The 21,207-nt window shown below is 45.5% G+C and carries 17 protein-coding genes and 3 pseudogenes; 10 read left to right on the top strand and 10 right to left on the bottom strand.

The window, feature by feature from the left end; genetic code table 11:
- Positions 1–124 precede the first annotated feature (124 nt).
- The 4 genes from OSC7112_RS23850 to OSC7112_RS23835 all read left to right on the top strand — a co-directional run bounded on the left by OSC7112_RS23850 (position 125) and on the right by OSC7112_RS23835 (position 6,051).
- A complete protein-coding gene (locus OSC7112_RS23850; protein ID WP_015178303.1) occupies positions 125–1,468 on the top strand; it encodes an ABC transporter ATP-binding protein in 1,344 nt (447 codons plus the stop codon).
- A gap of 240 nt (positions 1,469–1,708) precedes the next feature.
- Complete coding sequence (locus OSC7112_RS23845; protein WP_015178302.1) at positions 1,709–3,445, top strand: ABC transporter permease; 1,737 nt, start codon at positions 1,709–1,711, stop codon at positions 3,443–3,445.
- Between the two features lie 193 nt (positions 3,446–3,638).
- Positions 3,639–5,036: a magnesium transporter gene (mgtE, locus tag OSC7112_RS23840; RefSeq protein ID WP_015178301.1), complete on the top strand. Its 1,398-nt coding sequence runs from the start codon at positions 3,639–3,641 to the stop codon at positions 5,034–5,036.
- A gap of 106 nt (positions 5,037–5,142) precedes the next feature.
- Positions 5,143–6,051 (top strand): hypothetical protein, encoded by a 909-nt coding sequence (locus OSC7112_RS23835; protein WP_015178300.1) that lies wholly within the window; start codon positions 5,143–5,145, stop codon positions 6,049–6,051.
- Between the two features lie 182 nt (positions 6,052–6,233).
- Here OSC7112_RS23835 and fcmC read toward each other — a convergent pair whose 3' ends face one another.
- Positions 6,234–6,752, bottom strand: a complete 519-nt coding sequence (gene fcmC / locus OSC7112_RS23830; RefSeq protein WP_015178299.1) for a filament morphology membrane protein FcmC — start codon at positions 6,750–6,752, stop codon at positions 6,234–6,236.
- A 20-nt stretch (positions 6,753–6,772) separates the two neighbouring features.
- A complete protein-coding gene (gene fcmB / locus OSC7112_RS23825; RefSeq protein ID WP_015178298.1) occupies positions 6,773–7,855 on the bottom strand; it encodes a filament morphology actin-like protein FcmB in 1,083 nt (360 codons plus the stop codon).
- Positions 7,856–8,177: 322 nt separating this feature from the next.
- Between fcmB and ftsH2 the strand changes: the two genes are divergently transcribed.
- The 5 genes from ftsH2 (at position 8,178) to OSC7112_RS23800 (ending at position 16,559) form a co-directional block, all read left to right on the top strand.
- Complete coding sequence (gene ftsH2, locus OSC7112_RS23820) at positions 8,178–10,064, top strand: ATP-dependent zinc metalloprotease FtsH2 (RefSeq protein WP_015178297.1); 1,887 nt, start codon at positions 8,178–8,180, stop codon at positions 10,062–10,064.
- A 215-nt stretch (positions 10,065–10,279) separates the two neighbouring features.
- Complete coding sequence (locus OSC7112_RS23815; protein ID WP_223300683.1) at positions 10,280–10,609, top strand: hypothetical protein; 330 nt, start codon at positions 10,280–10,282, stop codon at positions 10,607–10,609.
- 238 nt (positions 10,610–10,847) lie between these two features.
- On the top strand, positions 10,848–12,137 hold the full coding sequence (locus tag OSC7112_RS23810; RefSeq protein ID WP_015178295.1) for an aminopeptidase P N-terminal domain-containing protein: 1,290 nt from the start codon (positions 10,848–10,850) through the stop codon (positions 12,135–12,137).
- A 264-nt stretch (positions 12,138–12,401) separates the two neighbouring features.
- Entirely contained in the window at positions 12,402–15,329 is a 2,928-nt protein-coding gene (locus OSC7112_RS23805) for a PAS domain S-box protein (RefSeq protein WP_015178294.1), read from the top strand.
- 6 nt (positions 15,330–15,335) lie between these two features.
- On the top strand, positions 15,336–16,559 hold the full coding sequence (locus tag OSC7112_RS23800; protein ID WP_015178293.1) for a hybrid sensor histidine kinase/response regulator: 1,224 nt from the start codon (positions 15,336–15,338) through the stop codon (positions 16,557–16,559).
- A 15-nt stretch (positions 16,560–16,574) separates the two neighbouring features.
- Here the strand turns inward: OSC7112_RS23800 and OSC7112_RS23795 are convergent, their stop codons facing one another.
- From OSC7112_RS23795 to OSC7112_RS42455, 7 genes and pseudogenes are all read right to left on the bottom strand, one after another.
- Positions 16,575–17,156 (bottom strand): D-glycero-alpha-D-manno-heptose-1,7-bisphosphate 7-phosphatase, encoded by a 582-nt coding sequence (locus OSC7112_RS23795; protein WP_015178292.1) that lies wholly within the window; start codon positions 17,154–17,156, stop codon positions 16,575–16,577.
- A 438-nt stretch (positions 17,157–17,594) separates the two neighbouring features.
- Entirely contained in the window at positions 17,595–17,801 is a 207-nt protein-coding gene (locus tag OSC7112_RS37265; protein ID WP_051041545.1) for a hypothetical protein, read from the bottom strand.
- Positions 17,802–17,819: 18 nt separating this feature from the next.
- The gene (locus OSC7112_RS37260; RefSeq protein ID WP_339374333.1) at positions 17,820–18,611 is read right to left on the bottom strand and encodes an AAA family ATPase; all 792 of its coding nucleotides are present in this window, start codon (positions 18,609–18,611) and stop codon (positions 17,820–17,822) included.
- A gap of 139 nt (positions 18,612–18,750) precedes the next feature.
- Positions 18,751–19,454 (bottom strand): annotated as a pseudogene (locus OSC7112_RS37250) (IS1 family transposase).
- 40 nt (positions 19,455–19,494) lie between these two features.
- Positions 19,495–19,712 (bottom strand): annotated as a pseudogene (locus tag OSC7112_RS23780) (ISKra4 family transposase); the annotation flags it as partial.
- Between the two features lie 113 nt (positions 19,713–19,825).
- Positions 19,826–20,230, bottom strand: coding sequence for a reverse transcriptase domain-containing protein (locus OSC7112_RS23775; RefSeq protein ID WP_223300906.1), 405 nt, complete (start codon positions 20,228–20,230; stop codon positions 19,826–19,828).
- A 99-nt stretch (positions 20,231–20,329) separates the two neighbouring features.
- Positions 20,330–20,398 (bottom strand): annotated as a pseudogene (locus OSC7112_RS42455) (reverse transcriptase N-terminal domain-containing protein); the annotation flags it as partial.
- An 81-nt stretch (positions 20,399–20,479) separates the two neighbouring features.
- Between OSC7112_RS42455 and OSC7112_RS23770 the strand changes: the two are divergent.
- Positions 20,480–20,839, top strand: coding sequence for a hypothetical protein (locus OSC7112_RS23770; RefSeq protein ID WP_041622708.1), 360 nt, complete (start codon positions 20,480–20,482; stop codon positions 20,837–20,839).
- A 105-nt stretch (positions 20,840–20,944) separates the two neighbouring features.
- Here the strand turns inward: OSC7112_RS23770 and OSC7112_RS23765 are convergent, their stop codons facing one another.
- Positions 20,945–21,205, bottom strand: a complete 261-nt coding sequence (locus OSC7112_RS23765; protein WP_015178290.1) for a hypothetical protein — start codon at positions 21,203–21,205, stop codon at positions 20,945–20,947.
- Between the last annotated feature and the right edge of the window lie 2 nt (positions 21,206–21,207).

Here is a 21,207-nt window from a genome sequence, read left to right as displayed (position 1 = left end):
ATCCGTTGTCAGTTTCCCAGAGTTTTTAACTAATGACTGCTGACTGCGGACTGCGGACTACTGACTGCGGACTACTGACTACTGACTAATAACTAAATTTAAACAAAACCTAGGAGGTTTAATTATGGTAGTTCAAACAGCAACAGAGGACCTCATCACCTTAGAAGGAGTTAGCAAGGCTTACCCGCAGCCCAACGGTCAAAAAATCTCTATTTTAGACTCAATTAATTTGGAGATCCGAGCGGGCGAAATAGTAGCTTTACTCGGTCCATCAGGTTCGGGTAAATCAACATTAATGCGGATGATTGCCGGACTTATCCCGCCCAGCAACGGTCAAGTTCTCTACCACAATCGTCCTTTAGTCGGCTTAAATCCTGGAGTGGCTATTGTATTTCAAAACTTTGCGCTTTATCCCTGGCTGACGGTACTAGAAAATGTAGAATTAGGCTTAAAAGCTAAAGGAGAATTGGCCGAACCGCGCCGGCAAAAAGCCTTGCGGATGATTGACATTATCGGTTTAGACGGATTTGAAAATGCTTACCCGAAAGAACTTTCCGGCGGGATGCGGCAGCGGGTAGGATTTGCTAGAGCTTTGGCGGTAGAACCCGAATTGCTTTGCATGGATGAACCGTTTTCAGCTTTAGACGTGCTGACCGCAGAAAACTTGCGGTTTGAGTTATTAGATTTGTGGCTGGAAAAAAAGATTCCGACTCAAGCTGTGTTAATCGTAACTCACGGGATTGAGGAAGCGGTAATTTTAGCCGATCGCGTTGTAGTCTTGGGTCGCAACCCGGGGCGAATTCGCGCCGAGTTAACGGTGACTTTGCCGCACTACCGCGATCGTAAAACTCCCGAATTTCAAGCTCTTGTAGACCAAGTTTACAAAATTCTCACCAATCCCGAATTGAGCTGCGAAACAGTGACAGCACCTGCTGAAAGTGTCGCTGCTGTGTCTCAACCTCAACCCCCTCAAAGCGCTAAATACCAATCTCTGCCGCAGGTGCGAACCGGTGCGATCGCCGGTTTGTTGGAACTCTTGGAAGATCGCAAGGAAAAAGACCTCTACCGCCTCGGTCAAGAATTAATGTTAGAGGTTGACGACATTTTGCCGATCGTGGAAGCAGCAAAATTAATGGAATTTCTGGTAATTCAAGAAGGTGACCTCCTGTTAACACCAGTTGGCATTCAGTTCATTGCCGGCGGCATTGACCAGCGCAAACAAATTGTTCGCACCCAAATTCTCAGCAATACTCGCCTGGTACAGCAAATTTCTCGAATGCTTCAGGCCAAGCGCAATCACCGCATCTCTGAAGAATTGATTTTGGATATTCTAGAAGCCCACTTTAGCCCCCAAGAAGCAATGCGGCAATTGAAAACAGCTATTGATTGGGGACGTTATGCAGAGTTGTACAGCTACGACGAACCAGGAGGCGAAATTTTCTTAGAATCGGAAGATAAAGCTGAGTAGTTATTTGCTATTTCTTATTTGTTATTTGTTATTTATTGGTATCTTAGTCTTGTTCCCAGGCTCTGCCTCCAATAACCAATAACTAATAACCAATAACTAATAACCGATGCCCTACGCGGGCCGATGCCCTGCGCGGGCCGATGCCCTACGCGGGCCGATGCCCCATGCCCTATTTGCCCGATGCCCTATTTGCCCGATGCCCTGCGCGGGCCCATGCCCCCTTCCCAATAACTAATTATTATGACCAGACCTCTAACACCGGCCAATAAAACTTTAGAAAGGTCAGCTTGGACTTGGCAAGACGGTTTGCTGATTCTAGCCATCTTCTCTCTAATTTTGGTAATTGTCCAAACAGCTTCTCAATTCAGCAGTGACTACAACCCAAATTTCAAAATTGAGACTACTCTAAATGTCTTGCCAGCCTATACAGCCCAGAGTCTCTTACGCATGGTAGCAGCCTATTTTTTATCGCTGCTGTTTACCCTAGTTTATGCTTATTCTGCTTACCGCTTTCCCCTAGCAGCCAAAATTTTAATTCCCTTGTTAGACATTTTGCAGTCGATTCCAGTTTTATCTTTTTTACCGGGAGTTGTTTTAGCGCTAGTTACTTTATTTCCCGGTCAAAGAATCGGCGTAGAACTCGCATCGATTATCTTAATATTTACGGGAATGACTTGGAATATGACCTTTAGTTTCTATCAGTCGCTGTCCGGGATTCCGCGAGAACTTAAGGAAGCTGCCCAAGTTTATCGGCTGAATGCTTGGCAGCGGTTCTGGACGTTAGAATTGCCCGCTGGTGCGATCGGGCTGGTGTGGAACAGCGTCATGTCAGTGGCGGGCGGCTGGTTCTTTTTGATTGCGATCGAATCTTTTACATTGGGGGAGAAAAACTTTAATTTGCCCGGACTCGGTTCCTATTTGGGCAAGGCAGCCAATGAAGGTAATTTTGGGGCGATCGGCTGGGGTTTAGCAGTCTTAATTGGGGTGATTGTAGCCATAGATTTTTTGATATGGCAGCCTTTGATTGCGTGGGTAGAAAAGTTTAAATATCAAGCGGTGGAAGCTACAAATGTACCGCAGTCAAACGTGTTAGATTTTTTAAGGCGATCGGCAACGCTGCGGGTTGTCAAGTCGCGTATTTCGCCGATAGGCGACAGTTTTGATATCGGTTTGGCAAGAGCTTTTGCACCTGTTAATTTACCAACAAATCCCCGACAAAAAAGCCGCATCGGAAATTGGATAAATTGGATATTTGTTAGCGGGTTTGCCGTCATTGTGCTTTGGGGAACTTGGGAAGCAGTGCTGCTGCTGCGGTTGCTGAATTTGTCTGACTGGCAAAAAGTCATGACAGGTGCATTTTTCACAGCTTTGCGGGTCATTTGCGCGCTATTTTTATCGCTGTTGTGGACAGTGCCGGTCGGAGTGGCGATCGGTCGAAATCCGCGTTTAGCTCAAATTTTGCAGCCATTAGTACAAATAGCAGCTTCTGTACCGGCAACTGCTTTATTTCCCGTATTGCTACTAGCTTTAATTCACGCTGGAGGCGGCTTGCAAATTGGTTCGGTGGCGCTGATGATGTTGGGGACAATGTGGTATTTGCTGTTTAATGTTATTGCCGGCGCTCAATCGATCCCTTCCGAGTTGTTTGAAGCCGCGCAAGTTTACAAACTATCCCTAATCCAGCGCTGGAAAACTTTAATTCTACCGGGAATTTTCCCATACTTGATCACAGGAATTATTACAGCAGTTGGCGGTGCTTGGAATGCAAGTATTGTCAGCGAGTACGTGCAGTTTAAAGGTCAAATTGTTACTACAGAGGGTTTGGGAGAAACTATTTCTCAGGCTACGGCATCTGGGAATTTCCCCTTGCTGTTGGCTGCTACTTCTGTGATGTCGTTGTTGGTTGTATTGACTAACCGTTTGGTGTGGCGGCCACTTTACCGTTTGGCACAAGAAAAATATCAATTGTTAGTTTAAGTAAATCAATATAAAAAACACCATACCAAAAAAAACGGTTGCGAGAATACATCTTGGTTTGGTGGTAAAGCCTCCACTAAGAAACTGGGTTGCTAACCCCGCCGGTATAAATCGTATAACTGCAACCAGTGGCGTCAATACGCTCTAAACTGGATTCAGGAAGGCGCGCAGCACAGGTTTAGGAGGGTCATCAGTGACAGAAAAAAGTTATCAATCGTCTTCTCTACCCACCTACGCGCGAAAAGAACTGCGCGAATTAGTTCGATCGCAGTTAAGGGCCCTGTTGGAAGAAGGAGACTTTAAAGGAGCAAAAGCTATTTTGCACCCGGTGCAGGAAGCAGACATAGCTGAAGCTATCGAAGGCCTGCCAGAAACCATGCAAGTAATAGCTTTCCGCTTGCTTTCCAAAGACGAAGCCATCGCAGTTTACGAATATCTCGACTCCAGCGTTCAGCAGTCCCTCTGCGAAAAATTCAAACGCCAAGAAGTCATTGACATTGTAGACAAAATGTCCCCGGACGATCGAGCTAAACTGTTTGACGAACTGCCGGCAATATTAGTCCGTCGCCTGTTGGGTGAATTGAGCCCGACGGAACGAGAAGCAACGGCGCAACTCTTGGGTTACGAAGCCAGTACCGCCGGCCGGATCATGACCCCGGAATACATTTCTCTGAAAGAAAGCTTTACCGTCGCCCAAGCTTTAGACCGAATTCGCTCTTTGGCTAAAACTACCGAAACAATTTATTCTCTTTACGTCACCGACGCCGGACGCAGCTTGACAGGTATTTTATCTCTGCGGGATTTAGTCACTTCCCCCCTCGACAAAACTGTCGGGGAAATTATGACCCGCGAAGTAGTTTCTGTTCAAACAGGAACGGATCGAGAAGAAGTTGCTAGGCTGATCCAGCGTTACGATTTTTTAGCAGTGCCCGTTGTAGACCGCGAACAGCGTCTCGTCGGCATCATTACAGTTGACGACGCGATCGACATTTTAGAACAAGAAGCAGCCAAAGATATTTATACCTTGGGCGGCGTCCAGTCCGGCGGCGACAATTATTTTCAGACCGATTTAATCACTGTTGCCCGGAAAAGGGTCGTGTGGCTGTTTGTTCTGCTTTTAACTAATACTGTCACCGGCGCAATTATTAGAGCTCAAGAAGATATTTTGCACCAAGTAGTCGCCCTAGCAGCCTTTATTCCCCTGCTGACGGGAACTGGAGGCAATGTCGGAGCTCAGTCCTCAACTGTTGTCATTCGCGGTTTGAACACTGATGAAATTACAGCAATGGGCCCGTTTCAAGTAATTGTTCGCGAGGGGATGGCGGGAGCGCTGCTAGGAGCTATATTGGGGACTGTAGCGACGGGCTGGGCTTACACTCTGCAAGGGAATTTAGCAGTGGCAACCGCGGTGGGAGCGAGTTTGTTGGCGATCGCAATTTTAGCTTCTATTGCCGGTTCAGCTCTGCCGTTTCTATTTCGTTCTTTGGGTTTAGACCCCGCTTTAATGTCTGCTCCTTTTATTACCACCGCAGTTGATGTCCTCGGGGTCTTGATTTATTTCACTTTAGCTAGGGTAATTCTGCAGATTTAATATATTTAATTAGATTGACATAAATAAAAAACCCATAGTAATTTTAAATTCCGTGATGTACAGCCTCCCAATTTCCAATTCCCAATTCCCAATTCCCAATTAACTTATGTCATCATCCAATTCACCCACCAAAATCCAAAATCCCAAGTCGAGCAATTGGTTAGAAACTGCTGAAGTGGTTTTTATTGCTGCCTCTGCTGTGGGATTGGCTGCTAGTTTGGTTTGGGAACAGAGCATTTATGCTCAAGTGCCTGTAGTGATTTCGTTGGTGTTGAATTTTGTGAACCGGCAGAAGCTGCACAGGCAAGTTAAAGCAAGTACGGCGGCCACGTTCGATCGCGTAAATCAACAAGCAGCTACTACCGATCGCGCGATCGAGCAATTGCAACTTGCTGTAAATGCTTTAGACGAAACTCTTTCCCAAACATCTCGCGAAAATCTCAATGTTGGGCCTGGAGAAAACGTACACTCTCTAATTTCAGCAATTGAGAACCTGCGCCAGCGACTAATAATTTTAGAAAAAACTATTAAAATGATTCAAAGCGAGATCGAACTCACCAGCCGCCAATTCAAACAGCGGCCTGAGTTGCAGCAAGTCGAAACTTTGACAACAATAATTCTGGACTTGCAGCAGTTTATCAACGAACTGCCGCAGTGGGGCAGTTTGCAGCAGCGACAGCTAACAGAACTTCAGCAAAAAGTAGACAATGCTTTGGCTGAGCTATCTGAAGAAATTGCTGTGATTCCCAACCGGGTACAAGAAGCAGTGGGCGATCGCAATTCTCAACCACAGAGTTCTGCCGAGCGAAATAATGCCGCTCGACCTAAAACCTACGATGTTGAGAAAATTCGCCAGAAGTATCCCAGAGCTTATGTCAAGTGGAGTCGGGAAGAAGATGAGAAGTTGAAGAATGAATATGCTAGCGGTCAACAAATTGGTGAATTAGCTCATAAATTTCAGAGACAATCTGGGGCCATTCGTTCGCGATTGCAAAAATTAGGATTAATAGAATAATCGGAATGGTATAGACAAAAATGAGTAAATCTAAAATCTAAAATCTCAAATCGGCAATAACAAAGCGATCGCCCTTTTTTTTTCAAAAGAGCGATCGCTTTGTTTCTGTATTCAGTACCGGCTGCCAACAGCGGGCCACTAACATTACATCTCAAGGCTTTTTAGCCTGGGTCTACCTCATTTTAGAAATCTTGGGGTAACAAAGAACTTAAACGCTCCAACAAAGGATCGGAATCCCTAGGAGGAGCAACTTCAGCATCAGACACTACATTATCATCCGCCACAGACTCAGACTCAATCGGGCCAGGCTCTACTACTTTTGAAACTCGGGCAAAAGAAACTTGAGCAAACTTACTGTTAACAGTCCCCTGCAACTGATCCAACTGCGCGCTCAGTTGACTCAGGTGATGTTCCAGTCCCTCCAAACGGCTTAATTCCTCTGCCGAAACATTGTGCTCAAACTCAGCAAATTTTACCGCAAGTTCAGCAATACGCTGTTCCAACCGCTGAAAGTTCTGTGTAGAGCTAGCAGACTCAGATACAGACAAAAACTGCCACAAAGCTTGCTTGCAGAGATTGCTGAAAGTCTGATACTTCGTGAAAGCCAACTCTTTTTCAATAGCGGCCAGCAAAGTTTGATCTGCAGCATCTTCCGTAAACGCCACCGAGAAATTCGCCTTATTTTTTGCCCACAGTGCCATAGGGTTCAAGCCTTAATGCGTTACTTTATCGTGGCTAGCTGAGCCTCAGCATAAATAAACTGTCCCAAAGCATTAGCTTTCCGAGAAGGCTGAGCCAAGTGAGCCTTAAGATTGGCGTCTTTAAGCAAAGGTTGCAACACCTCCCAGAAAAACTCTCCGCCACCGCCTGTCAGAACCACATCCGTCACACGTTCCGGCAGCCACTGCACCAAACGTTCGGACAGTTCGTTAGCGAAAGCCTCCCGCAAGTCCTTAATAATTGGATCTAAATTAGTCGGCTTAGTCGCTCCTCTGGGGCGGTAGAAACGCTGGCCCTCGGGTTTATTCACCGCTTCCAGTAAAGACAGAGATTGAGGGTCAGCTCCCGGAATTTTTGAGGCAACTTGTTCGTAGAACTTGTTCATTGCGAAGGAATCGCTCTTAGAAGCCGCCCGGGCGAACCGGAAACGATCGACCATTAACAAATCCGTAGTTTGGTGTCCGATATCAACAACAGCCACCGACAGTTCGGGCAACTCCGGCGTAAACTCCTTGTTGTCTTGAGCCTCGCACCAAATCAGGCTGCCGAAGCCTTCGGGCATCACCCAAACGTGACTGATGTTAAGATCCACACGCTCGCCCCGGTACACCACAACGTGGGGAGAGCGCAGTTGGCTGATAATCTCTTCCTTTTCCTTCTCAAACTGATCCTGCGAATAAAACGGCAAACCCAGCACAACTGCTATTTCGCCCTTCATCTGGAAATATCCAGCACAGGAAAAAACCTTAACCAAAGCATCTACTACTTTCGACTGGTCGGCGCCGCCGAGATTAGCGCCAAAATCTGCCGCCAATTGACCGATCGCGTAACCCCTGCCCTGGTACTCCAGCCACATATCCAACAGAGGGTCTGTTGCTTTGGACTCAAAGCTGCCACCCCGCACCTTTTCCACGGGCATAGCAGCCACGTTGGCAGGGATGAAAACAACGCTACTAGGGTTGCGACTCACGCAAGCTTTAGTTGCCGTCCGACCCAAATCAGCACTAATAATCGATTTGTTAGAAGCGACTTTAGTCTGCTGGGTCAGCATAGCCGAATTAGGAACAAGCTGTCTAGTTGTCATTGAAATGTGTTACCTCACTGAGCCTCACCATTATCATGCCTTATCCCTTGACACTGCCACGCTTAAAGACAGTGGGTTTTGCGGCGATTCTTCTAACTCTACCTATATCGGTATCGAAATCAGCACCAAACATTATATTCGGGACGATCGCCCTTACCGTAACTAACCTAACTTTTTCTGGAGCGATCGTCCTCGAAGCTCTGTTGCCTGAGAGTGCATTGTTAAGTTAAATTTAGTTAAGATTCTGAGTGTAAACTTTTGTCGCACTTCTCCGACACCGCGATCTTACCCGATCTGTCCCCAATTCAAGGCATCCGCATTTATGAAAATTTCTTGGCGAACTATACTACTTTGGACTTTACCCGCCTTAGTCATCGGCTTTTTCTTGTGGCAGGGGGCCTTTGCGCCATCCCCGGCAGAAATGAGCAAGAACACCGCCAGCACCCGCCTGAGCTACGGTCGATTCTTAGATTACTTAAACGCCGGTCGAGTGACCAGCGTTGACCTTTACGACGGAGGTCGGACGGCTATTGTCCTAGCAGTCGATCCCGAACTGGACAATCACGAGCAGCGGTGGCGGGTAGACTTGCCCTCAAATGCCCCGGAACTGGTTTCTAGGCTCAGAGACTCCAAAATCAGCTTCGACACTCACCCACTACGCAACGACGGTGCTGTCTGGGGACTTTTAGGCAATCTAGTATTTCCCCTCTTGTTAGTAGGAGGGCTGTTTTTCCTCTTCCGCCGCGGTGGCAACGTTCCCGGCGGCCCGGGCCAAGCCATGAACTTTGGCAAGTCCAAAGCTCGCTTTCAAATGGAAGCTAAAACAGGCGTACTGTTCGACGACGTAGCAGGCGTTGAGGAAGCCAAAGAAGAACTTCAAGAAGTGGTGACATTCCTCAAAAAACCCGAACGCTTCACCGCAGTCGGCGCAAAAATTCCCAAAGGCGTGCTGCTAGTTGGCCCTCCCGGAACCGGTAAAACCCTGTTGGCAAAAGCCATCGCAGGCGAAGCCGGCGTGCCTTTCTTCAGCATCTCCGGTTCGGAATTTGTGGAAATGTTCGTCGGTGTCGGCGCTTCCCGCGTTCGGGACTTGTTCAAGAAAGCTAAAGAAAATGCTCCTTGCATCATCTTTATCGATGAAATCGATGCAGTCGGCCGCCAGCGCGGCGCAGGTATCGGCGGCGGTAACGACGAACGGGAACAAACCCTGAACCAGTTGCTGACCGAAATGGACGGTTTTGAGGGCAATACTGGCATTATCATCATTGCTGCCACCAACCGCCCCGACGTGCTCGACTCAGCGCTGCTGCGTCCGGGACGTTTTGACCGCCAAGTTACCGTAGATACGCCGGATATCAAAGGCCGCTTGGAAATTTTGGAAGTTCACGCGCGCAACAAGAAGCTGTCTGCAGAGATTTCTTTGGACGCCATCGCCCGCCGTACTCCTGGCTTTACCGGCGCTGATTTGGCTAACTTGCTCAACGAAGCTGCTATTTTAACCGCCCGCCGCCGCAAAGATGCGATTACGATGCTCGAAATTGACGATGCAGTCGATCGCGTGGTAGCAGGTATGGAAGGCACTCCTTTGGTGGACAGCAAGAGCAAGCGCTTGATTGCTTACCACGAAATCGGCCACGCGATCGTCGGTACAATCATTCAAGCCCACGATCCCGTTCAAAAAGTTACCTTAGTTCCTCGCGGACAGGCCCGCGGCTTGACTTGGTTCATGCCCAGCGAAGACCAAGGTTTGATTTCAAGATCGCAAATTTTAGCCCGGATTAGCGGTGCTTTGGGCGGCCGCGCAGCCGAAGAAGTAGTTTTCGGCGATGCCGAAGTAACCACCGGTGCCGGCAACGACTTGCAGCAAGTCAGCGGTATGGCGCGCCAAATGGTGACTCGCTACGGGATGTCTACCTTGGGCCCGATCGCCCTGGAAGCTCAGCAAAGCGAAATTTTCCTCGGCCGCGACTACACAGCGCGATCGGAATATTCCGAAGAAATAGCCTCTCGGATTGACGGACAAGTTCGAGCAATTGTCGATCACTGCTACGACGAGGCCCGCCGAATTATTCGCGAAAATCGCACCGTGATCGATCGCTTAGTCGATTTGTTGATCGAAAAAGAAACCATCGACGGCGAAGAGTTGCGCCTAATCGTCTCTGAGTACACTTTTGTTCCTGAAAAAGAACAATACGTTCCTCAGCTTTAAAAAGAAGAGTGAATATTGAGGGCGAATAGAATTCGCTGCTACACAAACAAAGTCCGCCTGCGCGGACTGAAGAAATTCAACCCGCGCCGGCGGGTTTTGTCTGTGTAGCATCGGTTTCAACCGCCGAGTCAAAAGAAACTTCTTCCTCCTGATATATGATTAAGAGTTCATCGATTTGTTTGATAGTAATTTCAACATTAATTTTTGGAATAAATTTGAGCGCCCGCGCCGAAAAATTAAGATGTTTTGTAGAGATTTGCATCGACCCCAGCAGCGTTGAATTAAGCAAATCCGATATTCCCGGTGCTCCCTCTTATCCAGTCAGAATTATTTTAGGAACTCAACAGTTTAGTAACCAGAAATTGTTGGCGCAAATGGAAGTTAACTGCCAGCAGCGACAGTTGAGAACTGTCAGAGTTAGCGCAGATGGCGAAAATTGGTCGAATTTCGATCCGAGATGGACTTTAGTCGATCGCAACTCATCTTTGTCTGGGCTGGTTGACTATACTTGTCAATTGGCGATCGCAGAACAAGAGAATAAATAAGTCCCCGAAAAAAAACATAGCACCTATATCTTCAACCCTGGGCTTGCGGGTGCAAGTCTGACAAGCAGCGATTGAAACCGCCGAGTGTTAATATTACAATCAATCTAAAATCTAAAATCTAAAATCGGATGAGTGTTAATATTACAATCAATCTAAAATCTAAAATCTAAAATCTAAAATCGGATGAGTGTTAATATTACAATCAATCTAAAATCTAAAATCTAAAATCTAAAATCGAATGATCGACCCCACCGAATACCGGCAAAGACGCGAACAGTTAATGGCAAAAATTGGCAGCGGTACGGCGATATTTCGCAGCGCCCCCGCAGCCGTCATGCACAACGATGTAGAATATGCCTACCGACAAGATAGCGATTTTTTCTACTTAACCGGTTTCAACGAAGCTGCGGCGGTAGCAGTGCTCGCGCCCCACCACGAAGAACACAAATTTGTTTTGTTTGTGCAGCCAAAAGACTTGGAAAAAGAAACTTGGCACGGTTATCGCGCCGGAGTAGAAGGGGCTAAGGAATTGTACGGCGCGGATGAAGCTTTCCCGATTAATGAACTTGCGGAAAAATTGCCGAAATATTTAGAAAAAGCCGATCGCATATACTATCACTTCGGGCGCGATCGTACTTTCGACCAAACAGTCCTCAATCACTGGCAGCGCTTGATGGCAACCTACCCGAAACGCGGCACAGGCCCCACAGCCATAGAAGATTCCAATATCATTTTACACCCAATGCGGCTGGTGAAAAGCAAAACAGAATTAGCATTAATGCGAAAAGCCGCTAATATCTCAGTTGCCGCCCACAACCGCGCCCGAGAATTCGCCAAACCGGGCAGGTACGAATATGAAATTCAAGCTGAAATAGAACATACTTTTGGTTTAAATGGCTGCACTCCGGCTTACCCTTCAATTGTTGCATCAGGTTACAATTCCTGCGTCCTCCACTACATCGAAAACAACCGCCAAATGCAGGAAAACGATTTGCTGCTAATCGATGCCGGTTGTGCTTGCGGGTACTACAACGCTGATATTACTCGCACCTTTCCTGTTAGCGGCAAATTTACAGCCGAACAACAGATAATCTATGACTTAGTTTTGCAAGCACAATTGCAGGCAATTAGTCAAGTATATCCCGGAAATCCTTACAGCAAAATTCACGAAACGGCGGTGCGCGTTTTGGTGGAAGGTTTAATGGATTTAAAACTTTTGGTGGGGGACATTGAAGAGATAATTAAAGAAGAGAAATACAAGCCATTTTATATGCACCGCACAGGTCATTGGCTGGGATTGGACGTGCACGATGTCGGCGTTTATCAGTACGGCGAAAATCCGCAAGTTTTGCAGGCAGGACAAGTGCTGACGGTGGAACCGGGGATTTATATTTCTCCTTCTATTAAACCCGTTGAAGGACAGCCGGAGGTTCCTGAAAAATGGCGCGGTATTGGCGTGAGAATTGAAGATGATGTTTTGGTGACAGTTGATTGTCATGAAGTCTTGACGGCGGGAGTTCCTAAATAATTGTTGACTGTTGACTGTTGACTGTTGACTGTTGACTGTTTGAACAATACCGATGCAACCGGAAACGATTTATGTAGGGTGCGTCGCTGTTCTATGGTTCAATGGAATTTGCTCGCCAGACGGGTGGCGACGCACCTTACTTACAACTTGATTGTGTGTACCGCATATAAATTGAATCTGCTGTAAGTTGGCAGTGCAGGCTTGAGCTTTGTTAGTATTAACTTGAAAAAGCTCAAGTCCGCAACTGCAAAACCTAGAGCAATTATGTGTATTGATCCTACCAAGATCGATCGACCTCTGGAAACCTGCGAAGCATTAGTAGCAGAGCAAAAAGCAACAATTCGGCAACTTGAAGAGGATTTGCAGCAGCAGAGAGAATTGTGCCAGAAATTAGCAGCACAACTCAAAGCAGTCGAGAATGCTGGATTTTCCGGTTCCGTAACTGAATTGGATATCACAGACGACAATCGCATTCAGTTAATCGCATCTCTGGAAAAAAGCCAGGAAATGTACCGAACTCTCATCAAACATTATCCCAATGGGTCGGTGTTTTTGTTCGATCGCGATTTGCGCTATACTCTGGTTGACGGCCAAGGTTTGGCAGCAGTTGGTTTGTCCAAAGAACAGTTGGAAGGCAAAACGTTGTGGGAAGTATCGCCACCTGAAGATTGGCAACTTTTTGAGACTAAATATCGCGCGGCTTTGGCAGGAAAAGAGAATACTTTTGAATATAAATACCGCGATCGCGTTTATTCAACAACAATTGCTCCAGTCAAAAACGACCGGGAAGAAATTTTTGCCGGCATGGTAGTTACTCAAGATATCACCGAAAAAAAACAGGTAGAAATAGCGCTGCAAGAAATCAAAGATCGGCTAAAAATTAAATATCAAAAGCGCACTGAAGACTTAAAAACAGCCAACACTCAATTGCGGGAAGAAATTATCTATCGCTGGCATGCCGAAGAAGCTCTGCGAGAAAGCCAGGAACAGCTAGAATTGTTTTTCTCTCAATCTTTAGATGGCTTTTTCTTTATGATGCTGGACGACCCCGTGCACTGGGACAATAGCGTTGACAAAGAAAAAGTTTTGGATTACGTATTTGCTAACGGGCGGGTAACGAAGGCAAACGATGCTTTGATAGCTCAATACGGAGGTACTAGGGAAGAGTTTATTGGCCGGACGCTTTACTCTTTCTTGTCGCACAACTTGACTGGTAGCAGAGAGATAATCAAGCAATTTTTTGATGCTGGCAGAATTCACATCGAAAATGAGCATCGCAAGTTTGACGGGGTTCCAGTTTGGGTGGAAGGCGACTATATTTGCATTTACGACTCCCACGGCAGAATCATCGGGTATTTTGGCGTGCAGCGCGATATTAGCGATCGCAAAAAAGCAGAAGCAACCCTCAGAGATAGCGAAGAACGCTTTCGGGCAACCGTCGAACAAGCGGCAGTCGGCATTACCCACCCTGACCAAACAGGCCGCTATTTGCGAGTCAATCAAAAATTTTGCGAGATAGTGGGATATACTGCGAGCGAACTGCTGTCGCGAACTTGGATGGACGTTACTTACCCAGAAGATATAGATGCAGATTTAGAACAAAACAAGAAATTATTTGCCGGGGAAATTGACAGTTTTAAAATGGAAAAACGCTTGCTGCACAAAGACGGCACTGTAGTTTGGGTAAATATTACAGTATCGCTCATCCAAGAACCGCTGAGCGGGGCAATTTACAATGTAGTAGTGACAGAAGATATTAGCGATCGCAAAAAAACAGAAGCAGCACTCAAAGAAAGCGAAGAAAGGTTCCGACAGCTAGCAGAAAACATTGAAAGCGTGTTTTGGATGGTAAACGTTCAACCCCAGGAAATTATTTATATCAGTCCGGCTTACGAAAAGATTTGGGGCAGAAGCTGCGCTGATTTGTATGCTTACGGGCGCTTTTTTACAGATTCCATCCATCCAGAAGATCGCGAGCGCGTTATTGCTAATTTAACTAGACAAATTGAGTCTGAAAACGAGATAGAATATCGAATTGTCAGGCCGGACGGCAAAATCCGCTGGATTCGCGATCGGGCTTTTCCGATTAAAAATCAATCTGGTAAAGTTTACCGTGTCGTGGGCATTGCAGTAGATATTACCGCACGCAAACAGGCAGAAAAAACCATCCGCGAAAGTGAAGAACGCTTCCGCCAGTTAGCAGAAAATATTCAAGATTCCGTCTGGCTAATGTCTGCGGAATTCACCGATTTATTGTATCTGAGTCCAGCTTACGAACAAATCTGGGGGCGCAGTCGCGAAGAATTGTATGCCGAGCCCTTAAAAATGATGGAGTGGGTGCATCCAGAAGATAAACTCCTGTTGGAAGAGGCAATGGGGCGTGTGTTGCAGGGCGAGTCCACCAGTAACGAATATCGGATTTTTCTGCCAGACGGCACAATTCGCTGGCTGTGCGATCGAGCTTTTCCCATTTACGACGAATCGGGCAAAATTTACCGCATCGCGGGTATTGCCGAAGATATCAGCGATCGCAAATTTACCGAGGCCCGCATCCAAGCAGCACTCCGCGAAAAAGAAGTATTGCTCAAAGAAATTCACCACCGAGTCAAAAATAATATGCAGGTAATTTCTAGCTTGCTGCAACTTCAAGCTCAATATATTGAAGATGAAGCGACGCTAGCTTTATTTGAAGAAAGCCAGACTCGCATCCATTCAATGGCTCTGATTCACGAGCAACTGTATCAATCCGAACATCTCGATCGCATCGACCTTCCCCTCTACGTCGAAAATTTGGTTGCTAATTTGTATCAATCTTTTGGTTGTGGCAACACTGCCATCCAATTCAATCTCAACCTCGATCCAATTTATTTAAACATAGAAACAGCAATTCCTTGCGGTTTAATTATTAACGAAGTAGTTTCTAATTCCTTAAAATATGCTTTTAGCCAAAGTTTAACAGGTGAAATTAACATAGAATTTACTGAATTTAATTCTCAGCAACTCCAATTAATTATTCAAGATAATGGTAGCGGATTCCCGGCGGGTTTCGACGTAGACAATGCTGAAACATTAGGATTGCGATTAGTCAGAATGTTGGCTTACCAATTAGAGGCGAGTATTGCCATTGACAGTCAGCGTGGAACCTGCTACACTCTGATTTTCCAAGAGTTAAATTATCGGCAGCGTATTTAACGAAAAATGAACCCTATACAAATTTTGGTTGTCGAAGACGAAGTTATTGTAGCCCAAGACATAGCAGGTCGATTAACAAAACTGGGATATGCAGTAACAGCTACAGTTTCGTCAGGAGAAGAAGCAATTCAAAAAGCTATAGAAAACCCGCCCGATTTAGTGTTGATGGATATCGTGCTGAAAGGTGACATGGACGGGGTAACAGCAGCCGAGAAAATCCGAACTAATAGGAATGTGCCGACAGTATTTTTAACAGCGTATGCCGACGATCAAACGCTGCAAAGAGCGAAACTTACAGACCCATTCGGTTATATTATCAAACCATTTCAACAAAATGATTTGCGGGTGGCGATCGAGATTGCCCTGCACAGACACGAAATCGAAACCAAGATGCGAGAATCTCTCAAAGCTGCAGAAGCGGTCAGAGAGTCGGTGGAAGAAAAATCGCACCGCCAAAACCAGTATATTTCAATGGCCGCTCACGAATTGCGGAATCCCCTCAACGCGATTTTAATTTCTGCGGAACTTCTCGATCGAACTCGCAGCAGTGACGAATCCCAAGTTAGAACCCTGCGGCTGGTGCACTCAGCTACCCAAAAGATGAACCAGCTAATCGACGATATGCTGTTCATGGGCAGGGCAGAAGCAGGTCAACTCAAATGCAATCCATTACCGATAAATTTAGTCGAATTTTGTCAAGACTTGCTGGCTCAATTGCAGTTAGGAAATGAAGCCAAGCACAAACTAACATTAATCCCTTCAGATGTGACCAGTGCAATATTAGATCGGCAATTGCTGCACGGCATTATTTCTAACTTAATCGTCAACGCCATCAAATATTCCCCAAACGGCGGGCAAGTCACCTTGGAATTGGAATACCGTCAAGCAGGCGAAGGAGAAAAAAAAGCTATTTTCTGCTTGTCTCCTCAGTGTTTGTTTCCCAATTCCAGATTTACAAATATTAACTTTCCCTTACTAATTCTGCGTATCCGAGACGAAGGTATCGGTATCCCAGAAACTGAAGTAGGGAAAATATTTGAAATGTTTTACCGCTGCAAGAATACTGGGAAGATTAAAGGTAATGGTTTGGGATTAACAATTGTTAAAAAAGCTGTGGAATTGCAAGGAGGGGCGATCGCCTGCGAAAGCAAAATGGGCGTGGGTACAACCTTCACAGTCGCCCTTCCTTACGTAGCACTTTCCTCTAAGACTCAACAAGAAACAACTTAAATGCCACTACAAACACTAATCAAAGTGTTGCAAAATCCACTCAACCGCAGTCGCTAAATTTGCTGTAATAAAATCCGGTTTAGTATGATGCTGATACTCACCGCTCAACACGCTTGTCCCGTAACCAGTCTGCACCAAAATGCCAGTACAGCCGGCATTGTGAGCCATATCAACATCAGTCGCTTTATCCCCGACCATAAAACTATTCGGCAAATCCAAATCGTATTCCCAAGCCGCCGCTACCAACATCCCTGTATTTGGTTTTCGCCAAGTCGAATACCGCGTAAATTCGGGGTTGGTTCCGCCTTCGGCTGCGCTTAAATAAGGACAGTAATAAAGAGCATCTAACCTCGCTCCTGCTTCATTTTCTAATAGCTGACACAGGCGTTTGTGCAAAGCTTCTACGTGGCTAATTGGATTATAATCCCTCGCTGGGCCCGATTGATTGGAAACCAAACAGCAAAATATTTCTTTGTCATTTAAGCGGCGTACAGCTTGGGCTATTCCGGGGATTAAATGCAAATCTTCTACTTTGTGGATGTAGCCCACTTCGATATTGAGAACGCCATCTCTGTCAAGAAATACTGCTCGTTTCATGGTTGTATTGTTTTTGATATAATATAAAACCGGTGGCATCGGAATTGATATTACCGACATTCAGGACACGGCAATGCCCAAGGCGTGTCAACTTAAGCTTTTCGTTCGCTAGTCCTCCCACCTACCCGCCAGCCCGCCAGGGAATGAATTCCCTGTCTAATAGCGAAAGTCCTCTAAAAGAGGACTGATATCATATCCGATCGATTAACCATAATATCCCGGTCGGGGCTGGTTTTTGAGATTGTCCTTTGTTGGCAGGTATTATTTGTGAACCCGCCCCTACAAAAATCACGATCTCTCGATCGGACATGATATGAATAATTCATTAATTAGTCCTCTTTTAGAGGACTTCAGCTTTGAGGCAGGGGTTTCAACCCCTGTCGGACTATCGGTGTAACGTTAAGTTGACACGCCTTGGACACTGCCGTGTCCTCATCATCATTCTAAAATAAATTGTTTTCCCAGCCATTCGCGGAAACTATCATGATACAAACTATAGCAAATTTCTCCTCCGATTTCCTGCTTATTTAAGAACTCGATCCAATTGTCTAACACTTTTTCAACATCGTATTCATCCCGATCGATTATATTGGATATCGCACTTACAGATAAACCTGTTGTGGATTGTACTAAAACATTCAGCACAGACAAGTCAACTTCGGATCAGCCATCACCTGTCATCCGCAGCCAGTGGTTGTGATAATACGCTGCTAAACCGGGAGGAAGTTCAGAGAGAAGTGAGGACTGTCCCAGATTAGCATCGGGGCGTGAATTCTCGCCGATCGCCCTTAACATCTGACTCAGATACATGAAATTGTTTTCGCTGACAGTTGCGAGTTGTTGGCCCAATTCCGGTTGAGTTAAATCTGGTGCGGTCGATCGGTATTGCTGAATGTAGTTCAGGGCATCCTCCCGATTTTGAGCGGGATAATCTCTTAAATCGAGAGTTTGAGAGGGCGTTTCAATTAACAAACCGGATTTCTCTCTCAAAAACGGCCGGCGGGCGACGATAAAATAAGTACGATCGCCCAAATATCTCGGCAGGTAAAACAGATTTGAGCTCGGAGGCTGACTCGTGCGGGCGATCGCGTCTACAGAATCAATGACTACGATCGACTTTTGGCGATGACGTGCCGTCTCGCAAGCTACGACCAATTTATCGCTAATTTGCTGAAGCAACAAAGACAGAAACCAACTCCCATCATCGGATTCGAGATGTTGAATTTGAGATTTGAGCCTGACAATTTCCGATGTTTCCCCATTGGCGGCAAGGTATTTGTCAATCAGTTGAGTGCAGACTGAAGCGAGAAAATCTTCAGCTCGATTTTTGCGATCGACTGCAGCGTTGTAATAGATACTGCGAGGATGGGCCCTGACATATTGAGCGAGGATGGAACTTTTGCCGCAGCCGGGAGTGCCGACTATTGTGAAATAACCGCGGCTGTGGGAGTTCAGAAAGTCGGAAATCGCAGAAAAAACAAATTTGCCCCCTGCAAAATTCTCGGTTTTTTCTCGCAGGAGTTGCTGAAATTCTTTTGGGTAAGAATCGGTAGAGAGAGGAGTTGGCAGAGGTGAGGAATTTGGCCTTGCTGAATCAAGGTATGAATGCCCCAGGAGTGGGAATATCGTGAAATTTCAAGTAATGTATTAGTAACTTAATAGAATGCTCGAGCATTTTTTCACACTTAGAATAACAAAGAGTCTTCCGATGTAGTCTGGTTAAATAATGTCTTAGTCTTGTATTTTCTCCTTCTAAGGATTGTCATATAAGTCTTACTGATGAGCTGAGCCTCATCAGGAATAAACATGGGATATACAGACCATCCATCAGTTACATAAAAGTAGCATTTCCATGCACTTACTTGGTTACATAATGGTTCAAATATCTTAGCACGCACGATCCCCTAATACCATCCTAAAATTCCTGGTTGAAAGTGGTCAACCGCCGTCGGCAACCAGATTTTGTCTGTTTTTTTTACATAAGTTTGTAATTCATCGAGCTCACCAACTTCTGGAATGACTTCAGGGTCATAAACCTCTGGTAACAGTTTTCCGACTTGTTTTACCCAATTTATTACGCCCGGTATGATGAACTCCCTTAACTCGTTCTCTAGCCCGTAAACCCATACCATTGACGTACATTTTTAGGCAATCACGTTTGATGCTCTCGTTATCACCTCGATGGGATTCATACTGATTAATGAATTGACGACCACATTGGACACAAATGTGATTCTGTTTTCCTTTCTTCTTGCCTTTTTTACGTATATGGGTTGATTTACATTCTGGGCATTGCATAAATTATTCCTCCTATTCATACTCTAACTCAGCAACGCCAAATACTTTTTAGCAGGCGGGTGCGTCCGGCAGTGGTGTTTGTTGTTGATTCGATAAAAAAACTCCTACTTTTGGCATAACTTGAGTCAGCATTTGTTGTCGCACAGCTTCTTCAATACCAGCCAGAGTTGTCAGTTTTTCTTTTGGGGTATCCTCGTACAGAATTTGGGCGATCGCTTGAATATGCTGATTTATGGTTTGTTCTTGCTCAGGTGTCATGGCTTTATTTCAAAAATAGATTAGTGTTATAATATCACACTATAAATTCGCTCACTTGCAAAGGTGAGATGCTCCCGATACTATCTCTTGGTAGTTTTCGCTCTCCTTGAGCATTACCACTGTACGCTTCGCAGCGCACTTACTCCTCCTTGTGGTGTGCCTTGTTCTGTTAGGTTTATTTTCCCTTGGAACAGGAATCCAGCTTTTAACCATTCTCTTATCAGTTCTCTGTGCGGGAAGTTACTGATACTGTCGAGAATGCCTTCATGGGCAATGTTGTCAAAGAAGCCTTTGATATCAGCTTCTAGAACCCAGTTGTCTCTGCCTTTTTGTAGTCTAATGAAAGATTTTTCGATGGCATCTTGACAACTTATACCAGGTATGAAGCCATAGGAATTGCCTTCAAACATGGCTTCACATTCAGGTAATAGTGCATTTTTGACTACTGTTTTCATGACTCTATATCTAATGGTTGGGATACCAAGAAGACGCTTTTTGCCGTTTGGTTTTGGAATCATTACCCGTCTTGTGGGACTAGGCTTTATTTCCTTCCATTTGCGTACAAATTCCATTCTCTGTGCTGGGGTGTTTATAACCTCCTTATCTATCCCAGCCGTCTTTTTACCCTCGTTAGTTTGAGTGATTTGTCGTACTGCTAACAGTCGGTTTGCGTAGCTTCTGAGCATTAACAAATCTGCCTTGATTAATCAGGGTATGAAAAAAATAAGTTTAAAATCCAGAAGCTTTGTTGGTACTGGTTTCTATGATTGGCATATTTAGTCTTTCATACCGTAAATCAGCAAAGCCGAAAAATCTTTGTAAGCTGCGCCTGCGGCTTTCAAATTGAATCGGATAAGGCATTAAAGCAGCTAGCAATTCCAGGCTTACTTGTTTATGGCAAGCAAGCAGATATACCAAAATCTTTAGAGTCAGATATTCGGTGGCTTTTAGTTGTTGTTGTAGGTGGAGAAGGTAAAATTAAGGAAACATATTTAACAGATGGGGCTTTTTTACAATCGCGACCCCATCTTTTTTTACAACAAAACGTCCCAAAGCTTTACAGGGAATGCTTTCTACGGGGTTGTCACTCCGTCAGCTTTAGTCCTCACTACCAACCTATTTTTTGACAAGCGTTCGAGCAAACATAAATATTAGTTGTCAATTTCCCACTCGCAATTTCCCACTCGCAATTCGCAATTCCCAATGCCCAATTACCAATGCCCAATTACCAATTAATACATTTGAGATTCAATTTCGTCAAAAGTAACAAAACGTTCACCGGGTAATAAAATCGGTTGCGAAGCAAAAATTACCTGACCTCGATCGCTTCCTTGACTGACAACTACACCCGCCGGACGCTGCATCTGCTCGGAATGCACTTTCAGATACATACCATAGGCCGATCGAGCAGCTCGGATTAAATCGGGAGCTAGCAAGCTGTGACTTTCGGAAGTTTCTCTCGTGGGTTCTGGGTTTGGTTGGTATGGGTTCACTG

Source organism: Oscillatoria nigro-viridis PCC 7112, assembly GCF_000317475.1.
Classification (GTDB): domain Bacteria; phylum Cyanobacteriota; class Cyanobacteriia; order Cyanobacteriales; family Microcoleaceae; genus Microcoleus; species Microcoleus nigroviridis.
This window is presented reverse-complemented; position numbering and strand designations above follow the sequence as displayed.

Excerpts from the sequence above, each read along its gene's own strand:
- OSC7112_RS23850 (WP_015178303.1), top strand. The coding sequence starts at position 125 with ATGGTAGTTCAAACAGCAACAGAGGACCTCATCACCTTAGAAGGAGTT.
- OSC7112_RS23845 (WP_015178302.1), top strand. The coding sequence starts at position 1,709 with ATGACCAGACCTCTAACACCGGCCAATAAAACTTTAGAAAGGTCAGCT.
- OSC7112_RS23835 (WP_015178300.1), top strand. The coding sequence starts at position 5,143 with ATGTCATCATCCAATTCACCCACCAAAATCCAAAATCCCAAGTCGAGC.
- fcmC (WP_015178299.1), bottom strand. The coding sequence starts at position 6,752 with ATGGCACTGTGGGCAAAAAATAAGGCGAATTTCTCGGTGGCGTTTACG.
- fcmB (WP_015178298.1), bottom strand. The coding sequence starts at position 7,855 with ATGACAACTAGACAGCTTGTTCCTAATTCGGCTATGCTGACCCAGCAG.
- ftsH2 (WP_015178297.1), top strand. The coding sequence starts at position 8,178 with ATGAAAATTTCTTGGCGAACTATACTACTTTGGACTTTACCCGCCTTA.
- OSC7112_RS23810 (WP_015178295.1), top strand. The coding sequence starts at position 10,848 with ATGATCGACCCCACCGAATACCGGCAAAGACGCGAACAGTTAATGGCA.
- OSC7112_RS23805 (WP_015178294.1), top strand. The coding sequence starts at position 12,402 with ATGTGTATTGATCCTACCAAGATCGATCGACCTCTGGAAACCTGCGAA.
- OSC7112_RS23800 (WP_015178293.1), top strand. The coding sequence starts at position 15,336 with ATGAACCCTATACAAATTTTGGTTGTCGAAGACGAAGTTATTGTAGCC.
- OSC7112_RS23795 (WP_015178292.1), bottom strand. The coding sequence starts at position 17,156 with ATGAAACGAGCAGTATTTCTTGACAGAGATGGCGTTCTCAATATCGAA.
- OSC7112_RS23775 (WP_223300906.1), bottom strand. The coding sequence starts at position 20,230 with ATGATTCCAAAACCAAACGGCAAAAAGCGTCTTCTTGGTATCCCAACC.